The following is a 24747-nucleotide window of genomic DNA, read 5'->3' on the forward strand; positions in this document are numbered from 1 at the left end:
ACCTCCTTGCCGTCACGCCTCGTGTCCGGCGGCCGTGGCGGGAGCGCCGGGGCCGGCCGCTGCCGCGTTCAGGCGGGCGGAGAACCCCCGAGCCGTCCAGGCGGGGCGGGCGGCGCTCGGGCGCAGAGCCGCCGAGATCACGTCGGCGAGCGGCTGGGAGACCCCGTGCGCGGCGAGGACGCCGGGGGCCTCGACGGCGGCACCGTGGTACGGCGGATCCTCACCGGTGAGCAGCCAATGGGCCACGGCGGCAAGGGAGTACAGGTCGCAGGCCGGCACCCGGCGGGCGTCGCCGTCGCGGATCTCGGGCGCCACGTAGGGCGACGGGAAGCGCGAGAAGAGCTGGGAGACCGAGGCGGTGGACGCCTGGGGCACACGCATCCACTCGAGCATGGACACCTTGTAGTACGGCTCGTCCGGGGGTGAACCGGGCGGCGGCGTACACCGGTAGGCGGAGTCCGGGGAGAGGTCCCGCAGGATGACGTCGCCGGCGTGCAGCTCGGCCACCGCGGCCGCGAGTCCGGCGACGACCTCCGCGGCCCGGGCGGCGGGCAGGGGAGCGGGAAGCCGTCGTACCGGGTCGTCGTGTTCCCAGACGTAGGCGATGAGCAGGTGCGGTTCGACCTCGGAGGTGTCCCTGGGCAGTTCCACCGGCCGGAAGACGCGGCGGGCCAGCGCCGGCCGGGTGCCCAGCAGCCGCGCCACCTCGTGCGTGCGGCCGCTCAGCGCGCGGCGCAGGCGGACGGCCTCGGCGCGGGGCAGGGTGGTCATGTTCTCGCCGATGATCCTGAGGTAGTGGGGCAGGCCGTTGGCCTCCGCCCGGAACGCCTGCCAGCCGTCGCCGAGGGCGTGCGGGGACTCCAGACGGAAGCCCGAGAGGACCGGTGGGGTGGCGATCTCGCCGACCAGGCGTCGGAGACAGTCGGCGAACTCGGGTGGGCGGTGGTCGCCGGGCGCGATCCGGCGTACCCGTGCGAGCAGGTCGGCGGGGTTCTGGGCGACCAGTACCGCGGCGTCCGCGGAACCGGGGTCGGCGAGCGCCGGCACGCGCGGGACGGCCAGCAGACAGGCGGTGCGTCCCGGCCAGCCGATCTGCCGCTTGAGGGCCGGGGCGAGTTCGCGCAGCAGCGGAAGCGGCGAATGACTGGTGTAGGCACGGGTCACGCCGGGTCCGGGCGGCCAGATCGCGGCCGCCGGGTCGAGGCCCTCGGGCAGCCGCCAGTTCTTGCACTCGACGGCGATCAGGACATCCCCGCGCAGGATCACGCAGTCCACGTCGGTCGGCCGGCCCCGTCGTTCGGCACGCGCGGCGACGATCACGGCGTCCGCCGGGTCGAGGCCCTTGGCCAGGACGTGGGCGACCGTCCGCTCCTGCTCCGTCTGGTACGGACCGAGCTGATAGAGGCGTGCCCCGCGCGCCGGCGAGGAGACCACGGCCGGCGGCCGAGGCTGATTCCCGGCCCGCGACGGCGCGACGGGGGAGGCAGGCGCGACGGCAGCGGCAGGAGCGGCGGGGGAGGCGGTGGCCGCGGCAGCGACAGGCGCGGCGGGCTCACCGGAGGCCGCCGCCGGTACTACCGCTGAGCCGTCGAGGAGCGCGAGCAGCGCGGTGGCGGTGGGGCGTTCCCCCTGGCGGCCGAGGCAGCGTTCCAGGGCACGGCGCCACACGCCGGGCACGTCCGCCGGGAGCCGGGGCAGGTCGGCCGGCGGATGCTCCCCGGCCCCGGGGCCGAGCAGCAGCGCCAGCGTGACGGTGGCCCAGGACCACAGGTCCGCCGCCTGTGGAGCCGTACGCTCCGCTCCCTCCCGGATCTCCGGCGCCACGTGCGCGTCCCGCACGGCGGAGCGCAGGAGGTCCGTGCCGCCGCCCTGGCCGCCGATGCGCGCGTAGGCGGCGCCGATCAGGGTGACCGTCCGGCCGTCCTCGTCGGGGAAGACGAGCTCGGGCCTGATCGCCTGATGCACGACGTACCGGGCGTGCCGGTCGGCGATGGTGCGGAGCAGGGCCAGGGAGTGGCGCAGCGCCTCGTGCGCGGCCAGGCCGGTGTGCAGGAGGGCGCCGAGATCGGGGCCGGCCGGCAGCGGCAGGGGGACCACGAGACGGGTCCCGTTCTCCACGGTGAACGGGGCGAGCACCGGGCCGGACGCCGACCGGTGGGCGACGTCGTGGTCGCGGCGCGCGCCGTAGCGGGTCTTGGTGTCGTTGGGCCCGATGACCAGGGCCACCCGCTGGTCACGGCCGGCCGGATCGCTGTGGACGCCCTCGTGGACGACCCAGGTGTCCTGGTAGGTGAGCACCCGCCCGCGGTGGTAGCCGTTTTCGGGCCAGTTCCGCGTGCGGCGGCTGTGGAGACGGCGGCGCAGCTCCTCGGGGCCGGCCGTCGGACGCCGGCCCTGCGCCAGGCCGGCCAGCCAGGAGTCCAGCGCGCTCAGCGCCACCAGCGGGTGCCCGGGGTCCCGTTCCACCGCGGAGACGTCGACCTCGTCGTAGTGGACGACGACGCCCTGGGTGCCGATCCTGCGGCCCAGCTTCGTGTAGAGGACGGACTGCTTGTGCCGGATACGGGCGAGCGGGTTGGGCACGACGGTGCGCACCGCGCCCTGTTCGTGGTGCCAGTGGTAGGCCGCGTAGTGGCCCAGCACCCTGCCCGCCTCGGCGGGCAGCAGTTGCACGACGACGGCGGCGCCGGGCAGCAGCACCACCGCGTCGTCCTCCGTCGGGTAGGAGTACGACGCCTCCTCCCCGGCGGGCGAGTGGTGCGGCAGGACGATCCGGCCGGGCCGCGCGGACAGCGCCGCGCTGAGCCGGGCGGGCCAGCCGGAGCCCGCGGGGCCCGGCTTCGGTACCGGACGCGGTCCGGGGACGGGGCTGGAGGCGGGGGCGGTCATGCGCGGGGGATCTCCCTCAGTGCGGCGGCCAGTTCCTCGGCGTTCTGGAAGCGGCGCTCGGGGCGTGCGAGCAGCGCCTTGCGCAGGAGACCCGCGAGCTGCCAGGACGTCTTGTCCTCGATGTGGTCGAACTCCACGTCGACGATCTGCGGGTCCATGGCGCCGAGATCGCCGAGGGCCAGGTCGCTGAGCGTCCTGCGCCGGGGATGGACGAGCTTGAACAGGGTGGCGCCCAGGGAGTACGCGTCGTCCCGGGGCGAGACACCGGAGGGCCCCTGCGGGCTGCCCGCGTCGAACCGCCGCTCCTCGGGCGCGTAACGGGGGTCGAAGGCATGGTCGGTGAGGATCGGGCTGGGCTCGCCGCCGAGGTTTCCGCCGCCCCAGTCGAGGACGGTCACCCGCCCGTCGGGTGCCAGGACGAGGTTCTCCGGCTTGACGTCCCCGTGGGTGAGCGCGCCCTCGCGGTAGGCGCGCGCGATGATGTCCGCCGCGTCGGTGATCCAGCGCACCGCCTGCTCCCAGACGTAAGGGAGCCGGTCCGCGTCGCGCATGACCTCGTCGAGGGTGCGGCCGTCGGTCCATTCGAAGACGAACCAGCGGCCGTCGACCACGGGGTGCTCCCGCAGCAGTTGGGGCGCGCTCTTGCCCACGCTCCGGTCCAGCGCCGCGAACCGGTCACGCAGCGCCGCGAGGACGGTCTCGTCGCGGTCGGGGTTGAGGAGCTTGGCGACGGCGCTGCGACCGCCCTTGAGGGTGACCCTGCGGGTGGCGGGGAACTCGTAGACCGTCTGCTCGCCCAGCGGCGCCCCCACGACGAACCCCGCGCCGCGCAGCGCCTCGGCGGGGTCGCCGGGCGGGTCGTCGGCCAGGTCCTCCGCCGTGTCCGGCACCGGGACGGGGGCGGGCCGGGCCGCCTCCCGGGCCTGTGCCTTGAGCCGCTGTCTGGCGTCCCGCTGCTTCAGCCAGATGTAGATCAGCATGTTCGACCACACCCAGTCGCTGTGGCCGTAGCGGCGGATGAGGCCGAGTTCCTTGATCCGGTCCAGTCCGCGGTCGACCTCCGGACGGGTCGCCAGGTCGACCGTGTCGCCGTCGATGGTGGGTTCGTCGGGAGCCGTCTCGTTCTCCAGCAGGTAGGCGATCGCCTCCCCCACACCGGGCTCCCGCTCCATGTCCGAGAACGGCTTGCTGACCTCCGGCCGTTCGACCAGGGCCTGGGCGGCGGACTCGACGTCCTCGAGGGTGATGATGGAGGCCTTCCGGCCCGCCAGCAGCTTGGCCAGCTCCTCACCCATGCAGTGGACGTGGTACGGGTAGCCGCCGGTGTACTCCACCACGCGCTCGACGACCGCCCGGTGCAGGAAGACGCCCTCGTCGAAGCCCCGCTCGAAGATCATCCGGGCCTGTTCCGGCTCCATGAACCCGACCGGGAACTCGCGGATCTCGTCGGTGAGGTTGCTCCCGTGCGGCACCAGCCGCGCCTTGAGGCTCTCGAAGCTGCAGGACCCCAGGGTCAGCAGCAGGAGCGGCATGTCGGGGTCGCTCGTCATGGCCCGCAGCTGGTCGCCGAGGTGGGCGATCGGCTGACCGGACTCGTGGACCCGGTCGAGCAGCGTCTGGAACTCGTCGATCATCAGGAGCAGACGCCAGCCGTCGAGGCCCTCCAGCCGTATGCCGGTCAGCCAGGTGCCGAACTCGTAGCCCGTGACGGGCAGCGTCCGGTCCCAGGACGCCCCGGGCCACGCCTTCTGCACGCCCCGGCAGATCTGGTCGGCGAGCCACTTCCACAGGGACACATTGTGCAGATGGCTCCAGCTCTCGCCGTTGACCTCCACGGCCAGCACCCCGGGCAGCGGCCAGTCGGCCTGGTCCTCGGGGAGCGGGTGTGCCAGCAGCGAACGGGCCAGCGTGGTCTTGCCCACCTGCCGCGGACCGTGCAGGAACCGTACGGGAGCCGCCTGGCGGTTGCGGTAGTGGTGGCGCAGCTGGGTGAGTTCGGCCTCACGCGGCACCCGGATCCGCTGGTCGGCGGGGCTGCCGGCGGCGAACGCGTGCCCGGCGAGCTTCTCCGCCCAGCTACGGCGCTCGACCGGGAAGGGCAGGCTCAGCTTCTCCGCCTCGGCCGTGTCCGGGCGGTAGACCCAGAAGTCCAGTTCGACCCGGTCGACGCCGTACAGCTCGTCCACCCGGAAGACGACCTGTTGCCTGCGGCCCTGGGCCAGTTCCACCTCCGTGTACGGAGACCCGTTGCAGCCGATCCGTACGCGTCCCTCGTCCTCCTGCGGTTCCACGGTGAGGTGCACGTGCAGGGGGCCCTCGTCGTGGCACCACAGCTCCGACTCGGCCACCAGGAAGGCCGCGGCGATCCGCGGCGGCAGCAGGCGGCGGCCGGACTCCTCCCAGAGCCGGTAGGTGACCATGCTGACCCGCTGGGAGGCGTCGCGCAGCGGGCGGTCGCCGACCCGGCTGGTCAGCTTCCTGGCCTGCCGGCGCAGGACCATCAGGCGGGCGCGGCCCTCCTCGGTGCTGATGTCCTGGGCGAGCTGGTGGTACCAGACGTCCACCAGCTGATCGACGGTCGCCTGGTCCTGGCCGCCGGCGGCGACGGAGCGCACCGACTCCACGACCCGCTCCAGCCGGTGGGCCGCCTCCTGCCGGGCGTTGACGACGTCGGAGGCCTCGAAGGAGACCAGGTCCGCGTTGAGGTCGAACAGGAGGCTCTCCTGCGCCACTTCGTCACCGCGCAGGATCTCCAGCTCCCGGGTCCGCATCGGCAGGTCCAGATCCTGCTTGGTGGTCAGGGCCTCCTGGTGCAGGGCCGGGTCGCCGCTGCTGCGGGCCGCCTGGATCCACTCCTCGACGGCGGGCGCCAGCCGCGGACGCCCGGGGGCGTACGCCAGTTCATGGACGACCTCGCGGTAGGCCTGCGCGGCCTCGGCGCTCTCCCCGTCCTGCCAGAGCATCCGGGCCCACAGCCACCGTGCGTCCGGGGACACCGCGCGCCGCTGTTCCAGCAGGGTGCGCATCACCCGCAGCCGGCGGTGCGAGGGCTGGTCCCGCCCGAGTTCCGCCGAGCGCGCCTCCGCCAGCTTCTTGAGCGGGCCGGCGCCGAGGAGGCCCCGGACCAACTGGAGGTGGTCGGGGCGGCGCTCGCGCAGCGACGCCGCCACGATCTCGTTGACGTGCTGGATCGGCGGCATCAGGCTCCGGTACGCCTCCGCGACCAGTTCCTGGTCCCTGGCGTCCTGCCCCAGCAGCAGGGCGACCACGCCGAACATGCGCGCGAGGCCCGGCGGGCGGTCGGTGGCCACGGACAGCAGGGTGCGGCCCGCGGCGAGGGGGTCCCCCAGACTGTGCAGCTCGAGTCCGGCCTGCGCCAGCGGCAGGTCGGTACGGCCGAGGCCGAGATCCTCGTCGCGCATCCGGGCGATCTCCTCGATCGCCCCGGCCGGACCGCCGACGGCGTGGGCCAGCGCGACCCGCGGACGGATGAAGGAACTGCTGAACGCGAACCCGTCGACGAGTTGCCGGGCCAGGGCGTGTTCCTCGGTGTGCAGCAGGGCCAGCACCAGACCGGAGGCGACCACCTCGTTGCGCGGGTGGGCGTCGTAGGCCGTACGCCACGCGTCGGCCGCCTCGCGCCAGCGCTTCTCCTGCGCCGCGGTGAGGCCCGTGGTGAAGGCGGCGGCCGCGACCGGGCTCATCCGCATGAGGAGTTCGGGGCTGAGCGGCCCGGGCGCCGGCCGGACGAAGCGCTCGGCCTCCCCGGCCAGTCCCGCGATGAGGCGCTCGTAGTCGGCACGCAGCAGCAGGGTCTGCTGCTGGAACCGGGGGGTGCCCGGTTCGCTGCCGCGCAGTGCGTTGCGGAACGCGTCGCTGAGGCGGCGGTTCTCCCACTCCTCGGGCTTTGCCCGCAGCGGCGCGGCCGGGGACGGCTCCTGTACGGCGCCGAGCCCGGAGGTGTGCGGAGCGGCCCCGTGCGGAGCGGAACCGTCCGGAGCGCTGCCGTCCGCTGAGGAACCGTCCGGAGTGCTGCCGTCCGGGGCAGTGCCGTCCAGAGCACTGCCGTTCGGAGCGGAACCGTCCGGGGAAGGTCCCGAACCGGGAAGTACCGACCGGGCGATGACGGAGGCACTGCTCGGGGTGAGCAGCCCGCGGGGCGACGGCCGGCCCACCAGCCGGAAGATCTCGTCCACGTCCGCCCTGTCCTCCGCCCCCAGCGCCGTCCAGCTGCTGATCTGTGCCTCGATCTCGAGCGTGTCCGCGGCCTGCTCCAGCAGGCCCAGCTGGGCGTACGCCGTCGCGATGTTCCAGGCCGCCATGGAACCGGTCCAGAGCCGGTCCGCGTACCTCCGGTACAGCTCCAGGGCCTCTTCGGCGCGGCCCGCGGTGACCAGGGTGCCGAGCGTGTGCGGGTAGGCCAGCACCTGTCCGGACTCCAGCGCGGCGCACCAGAGGTCGGCGGCCGCTCCGGGGCCGCGCAACTGCTCCAGCTCCTGCGCCTCGTGGAGAGGGGCGGGACCGTCCTCCGGGCGGGACGGCAGCACCAGGTGCGAGCGGCGGGGCAGCAGCCGTACGGCCCGGCCGGGGTCGGGGCGCAGCGGCTGCGCGGGCAGCGGCGGGGTGGTCCGGGCGACGAGCCGGTCGGCCTCCTCCTCCTGCCCGTTGCCACGCAGCAGCCCGACCAGCCGGTGCCGGATCCTGGGCCGCAGGGTCGGCTTGCACTGCTCGGCGAACTCGGTCAGCAGCCGGATGGCCTCCCGGTGGTCCCCGGAGTCGTCGAGCGCCGAGGCGAGCCGCTCGACGAGTTTGGCGTCGCCCCCGGCCACCACCTGCTCGACGAGCCCGGCCGGGGCCTCCAGGTCCGGTTGCTCGGCGACCCGGTCGATCAGCAGGTCGAGCAGGGTCAGACAGACCCAGGGCGCCGTGCGTTCCAGCTGGCGGGCGACCGCCAGGACCGGCGACGGGCCCCGCTCGTCGAGCAGCTGCCGGGCCGGCTCCAGCAGCGAGGCCTTGTTCTGGCGGCCGTTCAGCGCCTGCTGGACGATGTGCTGTTCCGGCGTCGGGGCGGTGTGGCCGACGCCCGGCGCCCGCGGCCCGTTGGGTACGTGCGGGAGCCCGATCCGCCGGTCCAGCTGTGCGATCCAGTCGGCGGGGCCGCCCAGCGCGCCGGCCTGCCGCCGCATGTCCAGGGCGACGTTGGGCCGTCCGGCCGCGACCGCCACCAGACCGGCCTCGTAGCAGAGCCGCCAGTCGTCCTCGCCGAGTGCGCGCCGCTGGGAGACCAGGGCGAGCGCGTCGTCCAGCCGTCGGCTCTCGCGCCAGATCTTCATCAGCAGCAGCCGGCCCGGGGTGCGGGGCGCGGCCTCGACCAGGGCACGCAGCAGCCATTCGGCGTCCCGCAGCCGGCCGACCGTGAAGAGGCGCTTGGCGAGCGACTCGAAGTGCTGCACGGTGGTACTGCTGATGCGGGCGGGCGGCCGGGGGGCGGCCGAGGGACTGTGCGGGGACGGCGGCACCGGAATGCCGGCCGCGGCGAGGCGCTCGGCGACGAGCGGCCACACCGCCGGCGGCGGCTGGTCCCCGGTGCCGAGGGCCCTCTCCAGGTCGCGGGCGGCGCCCTCCGCGTCCCGCAGGAGTTCCCGCGCGCAGGCGCGGTTCCACAGCAGCCAGCCGGAGGCGTCGGCGGGCAGCAGGCTGTCGGCCCAGTCGCCGGCGAGGTCGGCGTCACCGGCCCGGCAGGCCCAGCCGACGGCGCACGCCGCGGCGGCCTGCGCGGCGGCACCGTGGGCGTCGGCGGCCCAGTCGGCGAAGCCCTGCGCGGCCTCCGACGGGTTCTCGATCCGGGTCAGCGCGGACAGGAGCCCCGCGGGCAGGCTGTCCGTGTCCAGTGCCAGCAGGTCCTCGTGCAGCAGGATGGGCGGCAGGCTCCCCGCGTCCGCGTGGGGCCGCGCCGTCGGCGAGAAGGGCGCGCTGTACGCCGCCGGAGCCTGCGCGGGCACCGAAGGCACGGCGACGGCGGGACGGGTGGGCGTGAGCCGGCGGTTCAGTTGCAGCAGGTGCTGCTCCGGAGCCCCGGACACGGCCAGCCGGTCCCGCAGTTCCGTCGCCCGGCGCATGTCACCGCTCTCGGCGGCCACCAGCGCGAGGTCGAACTGGAGCATCCAGTCGGCGGCGCCACGCGAGGTGATGCGGGACACGAACTGCTCGGCGTCGGCGAGCCGGTGCTCCTCCCGGTAGATCTTCATCAGCAGGGAGCGGCCGGGAGCCGTCGCGCTGACCTCGGTGAGTGCACCCAGGAGCAGCTCGGCGTCGGCCGTGCGCCCGCTCAGCCGCATCCGCTTGGCGGTGGCCTCGAACCGCTGTCGTACGAAGGCGTCGATCCGGGCGTCGGGGACCGGACCGTGCTTGAGGGGCGGGCGGAACGGGCAGGGGCGTCCTGCCGCCCGGAAGATGTCCAGCACCGGTTTCACGACGAGCTGGGGCGTGCTGTCGCCCAGCCTGACGACGCTTTCGAAGGCGGTGACGGCGCCGTCGATGTCGCCGAGCGCGGCGCGGGCGCATCCCTCGTTCCAGTACCGGGTCGCCGAGCCGCTGGCCTGCTCGGCGAGCCGCGCGTGCTGCTCCAGCGCGCGGTCGGGCTCCCCGCCGAACACGGACCATCCGATGGCGCACACGGCCGCGGCCCGCTGCGCCCGGCCCGATCCGTCGGCCGCCATCTCCTCGAACGCGGCGGCGGCCGCGCCGGCTCCGGCCGGCGCGCCCACCGCGGTCACCGCACCGGCTCCGATCACGCCGCGCAGGGCCCGCGGCAGCAACGGATGCCACGGTTCCTCCAGCAGCTCCGCGAGCAGCAGGATGGGCGGGACGGACACGGGCTCGCCGCTCGGTACGACGGCTGCTCCCCGCGGTCCGGTGCGGCGGGCACCGCCGACGGCCGCCCCGTCGGGTGTCAGCCGCTGTGCCATCTCCTCGGCCATGGTGAGCAGTTGCTCGGCGGCCTCCTCGTCCTCGGTGCGCTCCGCGGTGTCCACCACCGTCGCGAGACGGGCCAGTCCGGCGTTCGCGTCGCCGGTGCGCTCCTCGTCGTCGCCCTCGGCGCTCCCCGCGCCGCTCTTCGCCAGCTTGTCGCGCAGGGCGCGGGTCCGCTCCAGGCGTCTGCCCCGCGCGACCAGCGGGCGCGCCAGCTCGATGAGCGAGTCGACCTGTCCGGTCCACCCCTGTGCGACCTCCGCGCGGACCTCTTCGAGGAACTCGACCAGTTCGGGGCTCTCCGACATGTGCCGGGCGACGCCGTCGAGACGGCCCCGGACCGACGTCAGGTACGCCTGGGCCTCCGCGACCGCTCCGCCCTTACGGCCCGTCTCGGCGAGCGCGAGCGCGGGACGGACCGCCTCCGGCGCCTCCAGCAGGGACAGGCGTTCCTCGACCAGTTCGAGCACGGGGGCCGGGTCGAACGCCTCGCCGTCCTGCTCGACCAGGTCCAGCAGGACCATCGGCAGCAGACAGCGGGCCGCCTCGGACAGCTGGGCGACGTCGTCGGCACCGAGGCGGAGCGGCTCGGGCGGCGGCGAGTCGCGGACGATGTCGGTGAGTTCCAGCACCTCCCGCATGCGGCCGGCGATCCGCGCCGTCGTCTCCACCGTCTGCTGATACCGGACCCCGCCCATCGTCAGGGGCTTCAGCAAGGCGCCGTTGACCGACTTGACGGCGTCGTCCGGCGTCCTGGTCAGCAGCAGGCAGGTGTCGGGGCCCTCCTCGGTGAACACCTGCAAGGGGCGCAGGAAGAGGTCCTTGCCCATCACGTGGTTGGCGGCGGCGGCCGCCTGGGCCTCCGACTCCAGCCTGCGCCACGCCTCGCGCAGCAGGCCTCCCTGGGCGGCCTGCAGGGCGGGCCGGCCTCGCGCGGACACGATGGTCTGCAGGGAGACCTTGAGGGGGTGGGGAAGGGTCTCGTCGCCGAGGAAGGTCCCGGTGGCGAACCGGCCGGTCCACGCGAAGTGCCAGAAGTCGAGGAGGGCGCCCACGCCTGAGGGGTCGTCCCCCGTGAAGGTCCGCGCCAGGGCGTCGACATGACCCACGGCGAGCGACTTCTCCGGTGCGACGGCGTGCGCGTGGAAGATCGCCTTGCGGGCGATCACGACCGCCACGGGGGCGGCCGCCGCCGCGACGTCCTGATGGAGTGCAGTGCCGGTCGCCAGCGATGTGGTGTAGCAGTCCACAGCCGTTGCCCACTCGACAGCTTCACTCACCCGGCACCCCCGCACCAGCAACGAGTATCTGACGGACAGACAAGTCCCGTCTGAAGAGGAAAAGTTGTGTCACCCCGGAATACCTCAGGTTATCAGCCGGCACCGTTCTCATCCCTGCTCATGCCGGTGTCGGGTCACGTGCCGCGCCGGTGCCGCCGGCGGCCCGGCCGGGGCCTCGTACGCGCGTCGCGGTCCGTCCCGGCGCGCCGGGGAAAAAGGGTGGCGCGCGGACGCCGCCGGAGGTTACGGTCCTTTTCATCCGGTGGCCGCGGGCCACCGGAACGATGCGTGTGTGATCCAGGAGGTGTTGACCGATGACTGTCGCCGCGATGGGCGCTGCCCACATCCGGAAGTTCGTCAAGTCCACCTCCGTGGCCTCCGGCTGATCTCACCTCTCCATCCGCGCGCCACGCGCGACGCCGGGGGCACCTCTGTGAAGGGTCACCCCTTGTCTTCCTCCTCTGTTCCGAACCCGTCCTCCCTCCAGTCGCTCGCGCCCTATGGCTGGGACGCCGGCTGGGAGTCCGAGTTCACCCCCTACGCCGAGCAGGGTCTCCTGCCCGGCCGTGTCGTACGGGTCGACCGCGGCCAGTGCGATGTGGTCACCGCCGAGGGTGTCGTCCGCGCCGACACCGAGTTCGTCGTGCCCCGCGACCCGATGAAGGTCGTGTGCACGGGCGACTGGGTCGCCGTCGACCCCGAGGGCGGCGATCCGCGGTACGTGCGGACGCTCCTGCCACGCCGCACCGCCTTCGTGCGGTCGACGTCGTCCAAGCGTTCCGACGGCCAGGTGCTGGCCACCAACATTGACCACGTCGTCGTCTGCGTCTCGCTCGCGGCCGAACTCGACCTCGGGCGGATCGAGCGGTTCCTCGCGCTGGCGATGTCCTGTTCGTCCGGCGACGCGCTGCTGCGCGGGCCGGGCTCCTCCCCGGAGTCCGCCGCACAGCCCGTGGTCGTCCTCACCAAGGCCGACCTCGTGCCCGACCCGGCGACCCTCGCCCACCTCGCGCAGGACGTGGAGACGAGCGCCCCCGGCGTGCCCGTGCTCCCCGTCAGCGCCCTGAACGGCGACGGCCTCGACGTCCTGCGCGCCCTCACCGGCTCCGGTACGACCGTGCTGCTCGGCCAGTCCGGCGCGGGCAAGTCCACCCTCGCCAACTCCCTCACCGGCGAGGACGTCATGGACGTACAGGCGGCCCGCGACGTCGACGGCAAGGGACGCCACACCACGACCACCCGCAACCTGCTCGTCCTGCCCGGCGGAGGCGTGCTCATCGACACCCCCGGGCTGCGGGGCGTCGGCCTGTACGACGCCGGGAGCGGGGTCGGGCAGGTGTTCACCGAGATCGAGGAACTGGCCCGGCGGTGCCGGTTCCACGACTGCGCGCACGAGTCCGAGCCCGGCTGCGCGGTGCTCTCCGCCCTGGAGAGCGGGGAGCTTGCGGTGCGGCGGCTGGAGAGCTACCGGAAGCTGACCCGGGAGAACCAGTGGATCGTCGCGAAGACCGACGCGCGGGTCCGTGCGGAGATCCGGCGGGACTGGAAGCGGAAGGGCGCCGAGGGGCGGGCGGCGATGCAGGCCAAGCGGGGGCGGTGGGCGTAGCCTCCCCGCGCCGCGCCGTGACGGGTGCCCGGGGGCTGCCGCTCCCGGGCACCCGTCACGGCCCCGCCCCGCCTGACCTGACCCCGCCCGACCTGACCTCGCCTGATCTGACCCCGTCGGTCGTACGCCGGCCGCGCGTCGGTCGTACGCCGGCCGTACACCGACTGCACGTCCGATTTCCGCCAGCCCGGATCGGCGGGTCGTCCGACACTGGAAAGCGTGATGGACGAAGACAGCAGGTACGAGGCGGTGCGGAGCCGGGACGGGCGGTTCGACGGGGCCTTCTTCTTCGCTGTGCGGACCACCGGGATCTACTGCCGGCCCAGCTGCCCGGCGGTGACGCCGAAGCGGCGGAACGTGCGGTTCTTCCCGACGGCGGCCGCCGCGCAGGGCTCCGGATTCCGGGCCTGCCGGCGGTGCCGGCCGGACGCCGTGCCGGGGTCCGCGGACTGGAACGCGCGGGCGGACGTCGTCGGCCGGGCCATGCGGCTGATCGCCGACGGCGTCGTCGACCGCGAGGGCGTGGCCGGGCTGGCCTCCCGGCTCGGCTACAGCGCCCGGCAGGTGCAGCGGCAGCTCACCGCGGAACTCGGCGCCGGCCCGGTGGCGCTCGCCCGCGCCCAGCGGGCACACACCGCCCGCACGCTGCTGCAGACCACCGAGCTGCCCGTCACCGAGATCGCGTTCGCGGCCGGGTTCGGGAGCCTGCGCCAGTTCAACGACACCGTCCGGGAGGTGTACGCCTCCACACCGACCGAGGTACGCGCCGCCGCGCCCCGGGGCAGGGGCGCCCGCCGGGCCGCCCCGGGCGCCGGCATCCCGCTGCGGCTCGCCCACCGCGGGCCGTACCAGTCCGGCGCCGTCTTCGACCAGTTGGCACGGGAGGCCGTGCCCGGCGTCGAGGAGGTGAGCGGCGCCCCGGGTGCCCGCACCTACCGGCGCACCCTGCGGCTGCCGTACGGCACCGCGCTCGCCGCCGTCGACGAACGCGCGCGCGAGCCGAAGGCGGGCGGCGCCACGCATCCGGGCGGCTGGCTCGACGCGCGGCTGCACCTCACCGACCTCCGGGACCTGACCACCGCCGTGCAGCGGCTGCGCAGGCTGTTCGATCTCGACGCCGACCCCTACGCGGTGGACGAGCGGCTCGCCGCCGACCCACGGCTCGCTCCGCTGGTCGCCGCCCGGCCCGGACTGCGCTCACCGGGCGCCGTCGACCCGCTGGAGCCCGCGGTACGGGCCCTGGTGGGGACGGAGGCCGCCCTGGACAGACTCGTACGGCGGTACGGCAAGGCACTCGACGCGCCGTCCGGGAGCCTCACCCATCTGTTCCCCGAGGCTTCCGCTCTCGCCGAGGCCGAGCCCGAGGGGCCCTTGGGCTCGCTGGCCGCCGCCCTCGCCGACGGGGCCGTACGACTGGACCCGGGGGCCGACCGGGACCAGGCCCAGCAGACGCTGCTCGCGCTGCCCGGCATGGACCCGGCCGTCGTCGCCGTACTGCGGGCGCGCGCCCTGGGCGACCCGGACGTCGCCCCGCCCGGGGCGGAGGTGCCCGAGGCGTGGCGGCCCTGGCGGTCGTACGCCGTCCAGCACCTGCGGGTGGCGGGAACGGTGGGAACAGCGGGAACGGCGGGAATGCCGGGGGAGTGAGGGAGGCGACGGACATGAGGGAGACTGCGAGAACCATGAACGCGATGGATGCGATGAATGCGATGAATGTGATGGGCGCGAGGGCGGCGACGGAGATGGCGGAAACGGTGGAGACGACGGAGACGGCGGGGGCCGTCTACTGGACGCACGTGGAGGCGCCGGTCGGGCCGTTGCTGCTCACCGCCGACGCGGACGGCGCGCTCACCTCGCTGTCCGTGCCCGGGCAGAAGGGCGGCCAAAGCGTCCAGGACGGCTGGCGGCACGATCCGGGCCCTTTCCGGGAGGCCGCGCGGCAGCTCGACGCCTACTTCGCCGGTGAACTCAAGGAATTCCGGCTGCCGTTGCGCACCCACGGAACCGAGTTCCGGGAGCGGGTCTGGGACGCGCTGGACGCGGTGCCGTACGGCGCCACGAGCACCTACGGCGAGATCGCCCGGCGTATCGGCGCCTCCCGGGCGGCCGTTCGGGCCGTGGGCGGGGCGATCGGCGCCAACCCCCTGCTCATCGTGCGGCCTTGCCACCGTGTCATCGGGGCCGACGGCTCGATGACCGGATACGCGGGGGGACTTGAGCGGAAGGTGTGGCTGCTCACCCTGGAGGGTGTGCTCGGCTGACCGGTTAGGCTCGTACGAAGCGGACCTTGAGCCAGATTGCGAGCCGCACGGTGATACGAGATTTGTACAACGTCAGGCTGCGGCCCGCGGACGACGCTCCCTCGCCGCTGACCGACGAGGAGGAACAGCGCTTCCGGGCGGTGCTGTTCAGCGAACTCGGCAATACGATCGCCGACCGGGGCTGGGCCCGTTTCCCGGCGTACACGCCCGAGGACCGCCGCCGGCTGGTCGAGGTCGCGCACCGGCTCACCGAGCACTGGGGCCGGCGGGTGATCGTCGAGGCCGAGGACCACTGCCGCCTCCTGCTCCGCCTCGCCGGAGCCGAAGTCGAAGCCGAAGCCGTCCCGGACGCGCTGCCCCGGCACCTCTGAGCCCGCCGGTACGGCACGTCGCGGCGCGCCGCACGCCAGGTGACGACCGCCACCCAGCCCCCTGACTCCGGGTCCTGAACCCACGCCCCGAGCCCACGCGCCGTGCCCACGCCCCGAGCCCGCGCGCCGGACCCACGCCCAGATCCCCTTGTGTCACCCGCCCCCGTGCCCCGCTGGGCCGTGCGGGTGGACCCGCTGGTGACGTTCCGCTGTTGCGCGGCACCCGTGTGGCACGGTCACCTGCGACGGACGGACGGACGGACGGACGGACGGACGGGCCGGGCCACGGGAAGGGCGGACGCATACATGGCGCACAGCGGCAGGGCCGCAGGCATCCTGGCGACACTCCTGCTCGCGACGGTGCCGGGTACGGCGTCGGCGGTGCCCGGGGCAGCGCCGCCCCGGCGTACGGCGGGCACCGCCCATGCCGCCGCGCGCTCGTGGGCCGGAAGCTGGGAGACCGCCCCCTCCGGTACCGCCGCCGCGCTCCCCGGTGCCGCCGTCAGGAACGTCGTCCATCTGAGCGCCGGCGGTGGCACCCTGCGCGTCCGGCTCAGCAACCGGCTCGGCAGTGCGCCTCTGCGGCTCGGCGCGGTCACGGTCGCCCTGCGGCGGGGGTCCGGTGCGGACGCCGTGCGCGGCACGATGCGCACCGCCACCTTCCACGGCGCACGGACCGCCACCGTCGCACCGGGCCAGGACCTGCTGAGCGACCCGGTGCGGCTGGCCGTCCCGGCGGCGGCCGACCTCCTGGTCACGGTGTTCACCCCGGACAACTCCGGACCCGCCACCTACCACCGCACCGCCCTGCAGACCAGCTACCTGGCGCGGGCCGGTGCCGGCCGGGCCGACGACCTGGGCGGTGGCGCGTACACGACGGCCATCAGCAACTGGTACTACGTCACCGGCGTCGACGTCCGCGGCACCGCGGCCGGCAGCGTGGTCGCCTTCGGGGACTCCCTCACCGACGGCGACGGCTCCACCCCCGAGGCCAACCACCGCTGGCCCGACCTGCTCGCCCAACGCCTGCGCGACCGCCTCCTCGGCGTCCTCAACGCGGGCATCTCCGGCAACCGCCTGCTGCGCGACAGCGGCGGACCGAGCGCCCTCGCCCGTCTGGACGCCGACGCACTGGACCGGGCCGGGGCCCGGTTCCTGGTCGTCCTGGAGGGCATCAACGACATCAAGGGCTCCCCGGACGCCCTCGACGCCGGCGCCTACGCGGACGCGTACCGCACCCTCGTCACCCGCGCCCACGCCCGCGGCATCCGGGTCGTCGGAGTCACCCTGACCCCGTTCGGCGGTTACTCCGCCTACACGCCGGCCCGCGAGGCGGTCCGGCAGCGGGTCAACGAGCTCATCCGCACCGGCCGGATCTTCGACGCGGTCGCCGACGCCGACACCGCCGTACGCGACCCCGCCGACCCGCGACGCATCCTGCCCGCCTACGACCCCGGCGACCATCTGCACTTCAATGACAGGGGCATGCGGGCGGTGGCCGACGCCGTAGGCCACGCCCTGCCGCGCTGAGCCCCAGCCCGCCGCTCCGGCCGCTCCGGCCGCGCCCGCCGCGCCGGCTCCACGGCACCGACCATCCTCACCCCCAGATCACCGCCCCCAGCCAGGCCCCCGCGATCAGCTGGCAGGCGAACAGTTCGGCCAGCACGCTGGAGCCGCCCGAGCGCATCACCGTGCGCAGGGCGGCCATGGCCTCGCCGTGCCGGCCGAGGCGGCGCCGCTCGTGCAGGTAGATGCCGGCCATGAAGCCCGGCAGGGCGCCCACCACCGGGAGCAGGAAGAAGCCGAGGAACGCGCCCGCCCCCGCGTACCCGGCCAGAGGGGGCGTGGCGCCGCTCTCGCGCAGCCGGCGCGGGGGCAGGGCCCAGCGGACCAGGAGGGACAGCAGCAGGACGACGGTGGCGCCCACCAGGACGGCCCAGGCGACCGGCCGCGGGTCCTGCAGCGCCCACCACAGCACCCCGGCCCACACCAGCCACGACCCCGGCACCCCGGGCACCAGCACTCCGCACAGGCCGAGCACGATCACCAGACCGACCAGCAGGAGTTCCCACACTCCCATCTGCCCAGAGTGCAGGAGGCCGGGGCGGGCCGCAGGTCAGGAGCCGCCCCCACGGGAAACCCAGCCGCGTTCGTAGGCGTGCCAGCCCAGCTGGAGCCGGGTCGTCGCACCGGTCAGCACCATCAGCCGCCGCACCCGCCGCTGCACGGTCCTCAAGCCCATGCCGAGCTGTTTGGCCACGCTCGCGTCGGTCAGCCCGGCCAGCAGCAGCGACAGCACCTCCAGATCCGTGGCGTCGGGGCCGTCGGGCCGGTCCTCACTCACCCCGGCCGCGCCCAGCCTGAGCGGCAGCGCCTCGCGCCACACCGACTCGAACAGCCCGGCCAGCAGCTCCAGCAGCCCGCTCGCGTGGACCACCAGCGCGGCCGGCCCGGCCGTCCTCGACGTCAGCGGCACCATGGCGAGGGAGCGGTCGGCGATCACCAGCTTCGTCGGCACCCGGTCCGCCACCCGTACGCGCTCGTCCCGGCCGAGCGCCTCCGTCAGGCCGCTCAGCGCGTCCGGCAGGTCCAGCACCGCGCGTTCGACCACCACCCGGTAGCGGACCCCGCGCCCGGCCGCCTGCTCCTCCGCGTCGTTCTCCGCACCGGAGACCACCATCGGATCTCCGGTGACCAGCGCGCACACCTCCTCGGCGGCGCCCAGCTGGAGCTGCAGGAAGCGCTGCGTGACCGCCGACGCTCCGGTCACCACCTCCACCAGGTCGTGCACCTCGGGTTCGGCCGCCGCCGCCCGGTACTCCCGCGCGAGCAGCGCCGCCGCCAGCTCCGCCTTCTCCAGCTCGTGCCGCTGCTGGGTGAGCAGCGCGCCCAGCCCCACCCCGGGCGGCGCCGCGACCCAGCGGCCCGGCCGCGCCGGGGACTGGGCGGCCAGCCCCTGCCGCTCCAGCCTCCGCAACGCGCGCTCGGTGTCCGGCTCTGCCAGCGACAGGCGCCGCGCCAGATCCGCCACCTCGGCCGCGCCCACGGACACCAGCGCCCGGTACGCCGCCTCGTGCGCCTCGTCCAGCCCTATCGCAGCCAGCATCGACCTACGTTCCTCCCCTGAGAGCGGGCGACGGAGAGCCAGGCACCCGACGGCCGGCAATCCGGGCGGTGTGCCGTGGCGGGAACCGGCCACGGCGCGAACCCGCCGCCGGACATCATCGCCGCAGCGGCGGTGACTCTGCCAAGGTGGCTGCACCGCGGCACCCGCGACCGTGCTCGTGGACCGCGGCGGCGACGCCGGAAACCATCGCGATCCGGCCGTTCTGGCAGGCTCCCTCGGTGGGCCGGCCGCGAGAGACGGTGGCCTGGGCCCGGGCGTGCGTGAGGCACGCGAAGGGGAATCCGGGGCCGGGTCACTCCAGCCGTCGCCGGGCGGTTCTCCCCTGGGGGGTGGGGCCGTCCGGCGACCTCCGAGACGGCGGTTCCCCCTTTCGTACGACCGTTCGGCCTGTCCCTCGATACGCCGTTCGAGGGGGGTCGGCGTGCCGCAATTTCCCGATGCACCGTTTTCACGCGGCCCGTGCCGTGGACAATCAAGGGCATGAGCCAGCAGGGGGGAAGGCCCGCCCGTCACGAGGACGACTGGTGGGAAGAGCTGTACGACGACTCCACCGAGGACACCGGCCCCACGGCCGCGCCCGATTCCCTGGACGACCGCTTCACCTCGGCGAAGAACGCGGTGGCGGGACATCCGCGGGGGGCGCGGGGACCGTCCGGGCCGAAGGCGTCTCCGGAGCAGGAGCAGGAGCAGGAGCAGGAGCAGGAACGGGAGCAGGAGTGGGAGCCGCCCGAAGGACCCCACCCGACCCCCACGCTCCCGGCCCAGCGCACCACCTCCCCACCCCCCACGGCGGCTGCACCGCCCAACTTCGCTGAGGCGCCGCCCACCCCTGCCGTACCGCCCACCCCTGCCGTACCGCCCACCCCTGCCGTACCGCCCACCCCTGCCGTACCGCCCACGGCGGCTGTGCCGCCCGCCCCCGCTGAGGCGCCTCCCGCCCCCGCCGTGCCGCCTGAGGCCCCCGCAGGACCACCCGGGCGGCAGACTCCGTGGGATGTTCCGCCCGTCGCCCCCGAACCCCTTCGGAGCTACGCCCCGGCACCGGGCAGGCCCTGGGGGCCGGCCGAGGCGGCGCCCGCCCTGGAGCCACGCCCGGAGCCCGCCTCGGGGGCCGTACCCCCGGCACCCCCGGCACCCCCGGCCGTCGTACCGACCGGCGCCCCCGAGTCCGTCGTACCGCCCAGGCCCGCGACACCACCCGAGGCCACCGCCTCCTCCGAGCCCTTCGCGCCCTCCGCGTCCCCCGAGCGCCCGGCCCCTCAGGGAGTTCCCGCTTCCCTCGAACCGCCCCCGGCGCCGCCCTCCGCTCTCGACTACGTCGGCTCCGGGCCGCCCACCTACGACCCCGAGCCCGGCGCCCTTCCGGGTGCCGATCCCGAGGAGTTGGGGGAGCTGGTCGCCGACACCGTGCTGGACGGGGCGCGGTACGGGGCGTGTGTGCTGCGGGCCGTGTCGTTGCGGGGGGACTCGGCGCGGTACCGGGGCGAGTCGCGCCGGGACGCGTTGCTCACCGCCCGGTTCGGGACGGGGGAGCAGGCGTTGGTGCTGGTCGCGATGGCGACCGGCGCGCGGGGTACGCCGAGTGCGCAGCGGGCCGCGGCCGAGGCGTGCCGGCTGATCGGGCAGGCCGTGGGCCGCAGTCACCAGCGGCTGGCCGAGGACATCCGGGCGGCCCGGCGCGGTGAGCTGAAGTCAGGACTCCAGCGGCTGACCGACCGCAGCCTCGGCAGGCTGCGGGCCGGTGCCGCCGCGCGGGACCTGGACCCGGAGGAGTACACGGCGACCCTGCGCTGTCTCCTGCTGCCCGCCGACCCCGACTGCCGCACCCGCGTGTTCTTCGGCGCGGGCGACGGCGGGCTGTTCCGGCTGCGGGAGGGCGAGTGGCAGGACATCGAGCCGTCCGTGGCACCGGACGGCGTCGCCGGACCCGTCGTCGGCTTCGGTTCGCCGCCGGCCGAGACGCCCGACGGGGACCGTCTCACCATGGACTTCGGCATCCCGACGCCGCCCAGTCCGTACGAACCGTCCCTGGAGCCGCCGCGGGAGCCCGGGCCCCCCCGCGAACCGTTCCGGTTCCGGGCCTCGGTAGCCCGGCCGGGTGACGTGCTGGTGATGTGCAGCAGCGGCCTCGCCGACCCGCTGCGCGGCGAGCCCGCCCTCTGCGCCTACCTGTCCCGCCGCTGGTCCTGCGGCACCCCGCCCGGCCTCGCCGAGTTCCTCGCGGACGCGCGGGTGCGGGTGAAGGGCTACGCGGACGACCGTACGGCGGCGGCCGTCTGGGAGGCGTGAGGAGGCGCGACCCCGGCCCCTGTGACTTGATGGAACGGCAGGGGGGACTTCCGGGTCACCGAAGGGGCAGGACGGCAGCCATGGCCAAGCAGAACGTCGCCGAGCAGTTCATCGACATCCTCGTCCGCGCGGGCGTCAAGCGGATGTACGGCGTCGTCGGGGACAGCCTCAACCCGGTCGTGGACGCGATCCGCCGCAACTCCGCCATCGACTGGGTCCATGTGCGCCACGAGGAGACCGCCGCGTTCGCGGCCGGCGCCGAGGCCCAGATCACCGGCAAGCTGGCCGCCTGCGCCGGTTCCTGCGGCCCCGGCAACCTCCACCTCGTCAACGGCCTGTACGACGCCCACCGCTCCATGGCCCCGGTGCTCGCCCTCGCCTCCCACATCCCGTCCGGCGAGATCGGTCTCAGCTACTTCCAGGAGACCCACCCGGACCGGCTGTTCCAGGAGTGCAGCCACTACAGCGAGATGATCTCCAACCCCCAGCAGATGCCCCGCCTGCTGCAGACCGCCATCCAGCACGCGATCGGGCAGAGCGGCGTCTCCGTGGTCACGCTGCCCGGCGACGTCGCCGCCGAACCCGCCCCCGACACGTCCTTCGAGAGCGCGCTGGTCACCTCCCGGCCCAGTATCCGGCCCGGCGACGCCGAGATCGACCGGCTCGTCGAGCTGATCGACCGGGCCGGCAGGGTGACCCTGTTCTGCGGCAGCGGCACGGCCGGCGCGCACGCCGAGGTCATGGAGTTCGCCGGGCGCATCAAGTCCCCCGTGGGACACGCCCTGCGCGGCAAGGAGTGGATCCAGTACGACAACCCCTACGACGTCGGCATGAGCGGTCTGCTCGGGTACGGCGCCGCCTACGAGGCCACCCACGAGTGCGACCTGCTGCTCCTGCTCGGCACCGACTTCCCCTACAACGCGTTCCTGCCGGACGACGTACGGATCGCGCAGATCGACGTGCGGCCCGAAGTCCTGGGACGACGCTGCCGGCTGGACCTCGCGGTGTGGGGCGACGTGCGCGAGACGCTGCGCTGTCTGATCCCTCGGGTGAAGGAGAAGACGGACCGGCGCTTCCTCGACCGGATGCTGAAGAAGCATGCCGACGCACTGGAGGGCGTGGTCCGCGCGTACACCCGCAAGGTGGAGAAGCACGTCCCGATCCACCCCGAGTACGTGGCCGCCGTCCTCGACGAAGTCGCCGACGACGACGCCGTGTTCACCGTCGACACCGGGATGTGCAACGTATGGGCCGCCCGGTACATCTCGCCCAACGGGCGCCGCCGGATTATCGGTTCCTTCACACACGGCTCGATGGCCAACGCGCTGCCCATGGCGATCGGCGCCCAGTTCACCGACCGGCACCGGCAGGTCATCTCCATGTCCGGCGACGGCGGGTTCACCATGCTGATGGGTGACTTCCTGACCCTCGTGCAGTGCGATCTGCCGGTCAAGGTCGTGCTGTTCAACAACTCCTCCCTCGGCATGGTCGAGTTGGAGATGCTGGTCGCGGGACTGCCCGCGTACGGCACCACCGACGTCAACCCGGACTTCGCCGCCGTCGCCCGTGCCTGCGGCGTCTTCGGGGTACGGGTGGAGAAGCCGAAACACCTCGCCGGAGCTCTCAGGGACGCCTTGCGCCACAAGGGTCCGGCCCTGGTGGACGTCGTCACCGACCCCAACGCGCTGTCGATCCCGCCGAAGATCAGCGCCGAGATGGTGACCGGGTTCGCGCTGTCCGCCTCGAAGATGGTGCTGGACGGCGGCGTCGGCCGCATGCTCCAGATGGCCCGCTCCAACCTGAGGAACGTGCCGAGGCCTTGAGCCCGCCGGGGTCCCGCACGCGCCGGAGAAGGCTCCGCGTCCGTCGGGCCGGGCGGTGGTTTCCGGCCAGTTTCACACCGAGTGACGGACCGTCGGCAGCGCGTGTAGGACCGCCGCTTGCTGCGGCGATGGGGCGCACGTGACGTCGTACGGCCGCCCGGACCGGCCGGAGGCGGGGCCGGGCACGGCCGGGGCGCCCTGCCGGGGTGGCCGAACAGGCGGGCGTCGGCGGGTGGCCATGACTGGCCGGAGGCCCACTGGGCATGGATCCCCGTGAACGTGTTCGACCAGGAGGGGCAGGTCCGAAACGTGTGGGCGGGGGCCATGACGAGGCAGGTGCGAGGGGGAGGTCCCGGGAGGGCCGGTGACTCCTCGGCGACGACGGGGGAACAGGCCGGGACCATCGCAGGACGCGCGCGCAGGCTCAGTCGTACCCTGGGCCGCGCGGACCTGGGGGCGGTCCCCGAGGCGCGCCGGGAACTGCGCGAACTGCTGCGGCACTGGGGCAGGCCGGGCCGCTCGGAGATAGCCGAACTGCTCACCAGTGAACTCGTCACCAACGCGCTCGTGCACACCGACCGCGACGCCGTCCTGACCGCCGTCCTCTCACCGGGCGGACTGCGCGTGGAGGTGAGGGACTTCGTCGCCCGCAGGCCGCGCCTGTGCGCCCCGGAGGCGAGCGACGGCACCCACGGCCGCGGCCTGGTCCTGGTGCAGAACCTCGCGGACGCCTGGGGGGTACGGCCGCACGGGGTGGGCAAGGCGGTGTGGTTCGAACTCGGCACCGAGGCCGCGTGATTCGTACCGGGCACGCGCACGGCGACGGGACGGGGGCGTGACTCACGCGGTCACGCCCCCGTCCCGTCGCCGAGCCGAAACCCTGGCCGAAGCCCGAGCCGAAGCCCTAGCCGAACTGCTGCTCGAGGTCCTTCAGCTTGCGCTCCAGTGAGTCGAGGCGCGGGAGGGCCATGGTGTCGTCCTCCGCGGTGAGGTCGACGGTCGCGGGCTCAGCGCCGTTGCGGACCGGCTGAAGGGAGGGCCGAGAGCGTACGGGCAACTGTTCCGCCGCCGGTATGACAGGCTCCGCGGTCGCCGGCGCCGCACCGCGCTCCACCGCCTGCACCTCGACCTGCCGGCCGCGCCCGACGAAGCCGCGGTGACCCCGGCTGATCGCCTTCAACTGGGCGCGGTCCAGACGCTGCTGGTCGCGCCGGCGCTGGCGCTCCTCCTCCTTCTGGCGCTGGTCGTCGCGGACCTCGTCGACCGCCTCGTCCAGACTTCGCACGTTCTCCAGCAGCATGAGCGACCAGGCCCTGTAGGTCTCGCGGGGGGCCCGCAGCCAGCGGACTATGCGGATCTGCGGCAGCGGGCGCGGCACCAGACCCTGTTCGCGCAGCGCGGCCCGGCGGGTCTGCTTCAGCGCCCGGTCGAACAGGACGGCCGCCGACAGGGACATGCCGGAGAAGAACTGCGGCGCACCGTCGTGCCCCGCGCCCCGGGGTGCGTGCACCCAGTTGAACCACGCAGCCGCGGCGGCGAACAGCCACACGAGCATCCGGGAACCGAGGGCCGCGTCACCGTGGCTCGCCTCGCGCACCGCGAGGACGGAACAGAACATGGCCGCGCCGTCCAGGCCGAACGGCACCAGGTACTGCCAGCCCCCGGTCAGCCCCAGGTTCTGCTCGCCGAAGCCGACCAGGCCGTGGAAGGACAGGGCGGCCGCCACCGCCGCACAACAGAACAGGAGCACGTAGGAGGCCGTGCCGTAGAAGGCTTCCTTGCGCCTGCGGCGCTCCTCGCTGCGTTCCCAGGAGTCGTCCGTGCTCGCGTTCTCCCTGGACGAGCGCTTGCCGCGCGCGAGTACCGCAACCGCCGCCAGCATGCCCAGGAGCAGCACGGCGCCCGGAAGCAGCCAGGTCAGCGATATGTCGGTCAATCTCATCAGGGGGTCCCTTGCATTGGGATAGGGCGTAACGCCCGCCATAGTGGCCCACTCCGGACAGCCCTCAGGGGGTTTCGGGGCAAGAGGCCGCCAAGGAGGTGCAAGGGGATGCCCGGGGCGGCGTTCTGGTCGAACTACCGCATGATGGGCGGGAATTGAGTTCGAATAAGATTGACCGTACGGATGG

At 74.2% G+C, this 24747-nt stretch carries 13 protein-coding genes; 8 read left to right on the forward strand and 5 right to left on the reverse strand.

Going from position 1 to position 24747, the window contains the following annotated elements:
* Positions 1-12: 12 nt before the first annotated feature.
* A complete protein-coding gene (locus tag OIB37_RS28895; RefSeq protein WP_330460547.1) occupies positions 13-2889 on the reverse strand; it encodes a hypothetical protein in 2877 nt (958 codons plus the stop codon).
* The gene (locus OIB37_RS28900) at positions 2886-11141 is read right to left on the reverse strand and encodes a hypothetical protein (RefSeq protein WP_330460548.1); all 8256 of its coding nucleotides are present in this window, start codon (positions 11139-11141) and stop codon (positions 2886-2888) included. The genes OIB37_RS28895 and OIB37_RS28900 overlap by 4 nt, the downstream gene beginning before the upstream one ends.
* A gap of 448 nt (positions 11142-11589) precedes the next feature.
* On the opposite strand from OIB37_RS28900, the gene rsgA reads away from it, so the two are divergent.
* The 5 genes from rsgA (at position 11590) to OIB37_RS28925 (ending at position 16909) form a co-directional block, all read left to right on the forward strand.
* Positions 11590-12747, forward strand: coding sequence for a ribosome small subunit-dependent GTPase A (gene rsgA, locus OIB37_RS28905; RefSeq protein WP_330460549.1), 1158 nt, complete (start codon positions 11590-11592; stop codon positions 12745-12747).
* A 222-nt stretch (positions 12748-12969) separates the two neighbouring features.
* A complete protein-coding gene (locus OIB37_RS28910) occupies positions 12970-14394 on the forward strand; it encodes a DNA-3-methyladenine glycosylase 2 family protein (protein WP_330462000.1) in 1425 nt (474 codons plus the stop codon).
* Positions 14395-14489: 95 nt separating this feature from the next.
* Entirely contained in the window at positions 14490-15008 is a 519-nt protein-coding gene (locus OIB37_RS28915; RefSeq protein WP_330462001.1) for a methylated-DNA--[protein]-cysteine S-methyltransferase, read from the forward strand.
* Between the two features lie 26 nt (positions 15009-15034).
* Complete coding sequence (locus OIB37_RS28920) at positions 15035-15379, forward strand: hypothetical protein (RefSeq protein ID WP_330460550.1); 345 nt, start codon at positions 15035-15037, stop codon at positions 15377-15379.
* A gap of 306 nt (positions 15380-15685) precedes the next feature.
* A complete protein-coding gene (locus OIB37_RS28925) occupies positions 15686-16909 on the forward strand; it encodes an SGNH/GDSL hydrolase family protein (RefSeq protein ID WP_330460551.1) in 1224 nt (407 codons plus the stop codon).
* Positions 16910-16976: 67 nt separating this feature from the next.
* On the opposite strand, the gene OIB37_RS28930 is transcribed toward OIB37_RS28925, so the two are convergent.
* Positions 16977-17459, reverse strand: a complete 483-nt coding sequence (locus OIB37_RS28930) for a DUF456 domain-containing protein (protein ID WP_330460552.1) — start codon at positions 17457-17459, stop codon at positions 16977-16979.
* Between the two features lie 36 nt (positions 17460-17495).
* Positions 17496-18485, reverse strand: a complete 990-nt coding sequence (locus OIB37_RS28935; RefSeq protein ID WP_330460553.1) for a helix-turn-helix domain-containing protein — start codon at positions 18483-18485, stop codon at positions 17496-17498.
* A 501-nt stretch (positions 18486-18986) separates the two neighbouring features.
* Between OIB37_RS28935 and OIB37_RS28940 the strand changes: the two genes are divergently transcribed.
* From OIB37_RS28940 to OIB37_RS28950, 3 genes are all read left to right on the forward strand, one after another.
* On the forward strand, positions 18987-20795 hold the full coding sequence (locus OIB37_RS28940; protein ID WP_330460554.1) for a protein phosphatase 2C domain-containing protein: 1809 nt from the start codon (positions 18987-18989) through the stop codon (positions 20793-20795).
* Between the two features lie 80 nt (positions 20796-20875).
* Positions 20876-22618: a pyruvate dehydrogenase gene (locus tag OIB37_RS28945; protein WP_330460555.1), complete on the forward strand. Its 1743-nt coding sequence runs from the start codon at positions 20876-20878 to the stop codon at positions 22616-22618.
* Positions 22619-22942: 324 nt separating this feature from the next.
* Positions 22943-23416: an ATP-binding protein gene (locus tag OIB37_RS28950; RefSeq protein WP_330462002.1), complete on the forward strand. Its 474-nt coding sequence runs from the start codon at positions 22943-22945 to the stop codon at positions 23414-23416.
* 106 nt (positions 23417-23522) lie between these two features.
* Here the strand turns inward: OIB37_RS28950 and OIB37_RS28955 are convergent, their stop codons facing one another.
* Entirely contained in the window at positions 23523-24560 is a 1038-nt protein-coding gene (locus tag OIB37_RS28955; protein WP_330460556.1) for a DUF2637 domain-containing protein, read from the reverse strand.
* Positions 24561-24747 lie beyond the last annotated feature (187 nt).

The organism is Streptomyces sp. NBC_00820 (assembly GCF_036347055.1).
Classification (GTDB): domain Bacteria; phylum Actinomycetota; class Actinomycetes; order Streptomycetales; family Streptomycetaceae; genus Streptomyces.

Coding starts and splice junctions, on each gene's coding strand:
- OIB37_RS28895 (WP_330460547.1), bottom strand. CDS start 2,889: ATGACCGCCCCCGCCTCCAGCCCCGTCCCCGGACCGCGTCCGGTACCG.
- OIB37_RS28910 (WP_330462000.1), top strand. CDS start 12,970: ATGGACGAAGACAGCAGGTACGAGGCGGTGCGGAGCCGGGACGGGCGG.
- OIB37_RS28915 (WP_330462001.1), top strand. CDS start 14,490: ATGGCGGAAACGGTGGAGACGACGGAGACGGCGGGGGCCGTCTACTGG.
- OIB37_RS28925 (WP_330460551.1), top strand. CDS start 15,686: ATGGCGCACAGCGGCAGGGCCGCAGGCATCCTGGCGACACTCCTGCTC.
- OIB37_RS28930 (WP_330460552.1), bottom strand. CDS start 17,459: ATGGGAGTGTGGGAACTCCTGCTGGTCGGTCTGGTGATCGTGCTCGGC.
- OIB37_RS28935 (WP_330460553.1), bottom strand. CDS start 18,485: ATGCTGGCTGCGATAGGGCTGGACGAGGCGCACGAGGCGGCGTACCGG.
- OIB37_RS28940 (WP_330460554.1), top strand. CDS start 18,987: ATGAGCCAGCAGGGGGGAAGGCCCGCCCGTCACGAGGACGACTGGTGG.
- OIB37_RS28945 (WP_330460555.1), top strand. CDS start 20,876: ATGGCCAAGCAGAACGTCGCCGAGCAGTTCATCGACATCCTCGTCCGC.
- OIB37_RS28950 (WP_330462002.1), top strand. CDS start 22,943: ATGACGAGGCAGGTGCGAGGGGGAGGTCCCGGGAGGGCCGGTGACTCC.
- OIB37_RS28955 (WP_330460556.1), bottom strand. CDS start 24,560: ATGAGATTGACCGACATATCGCTGACCTGGCTGCTTCCGGGCGCCGTG.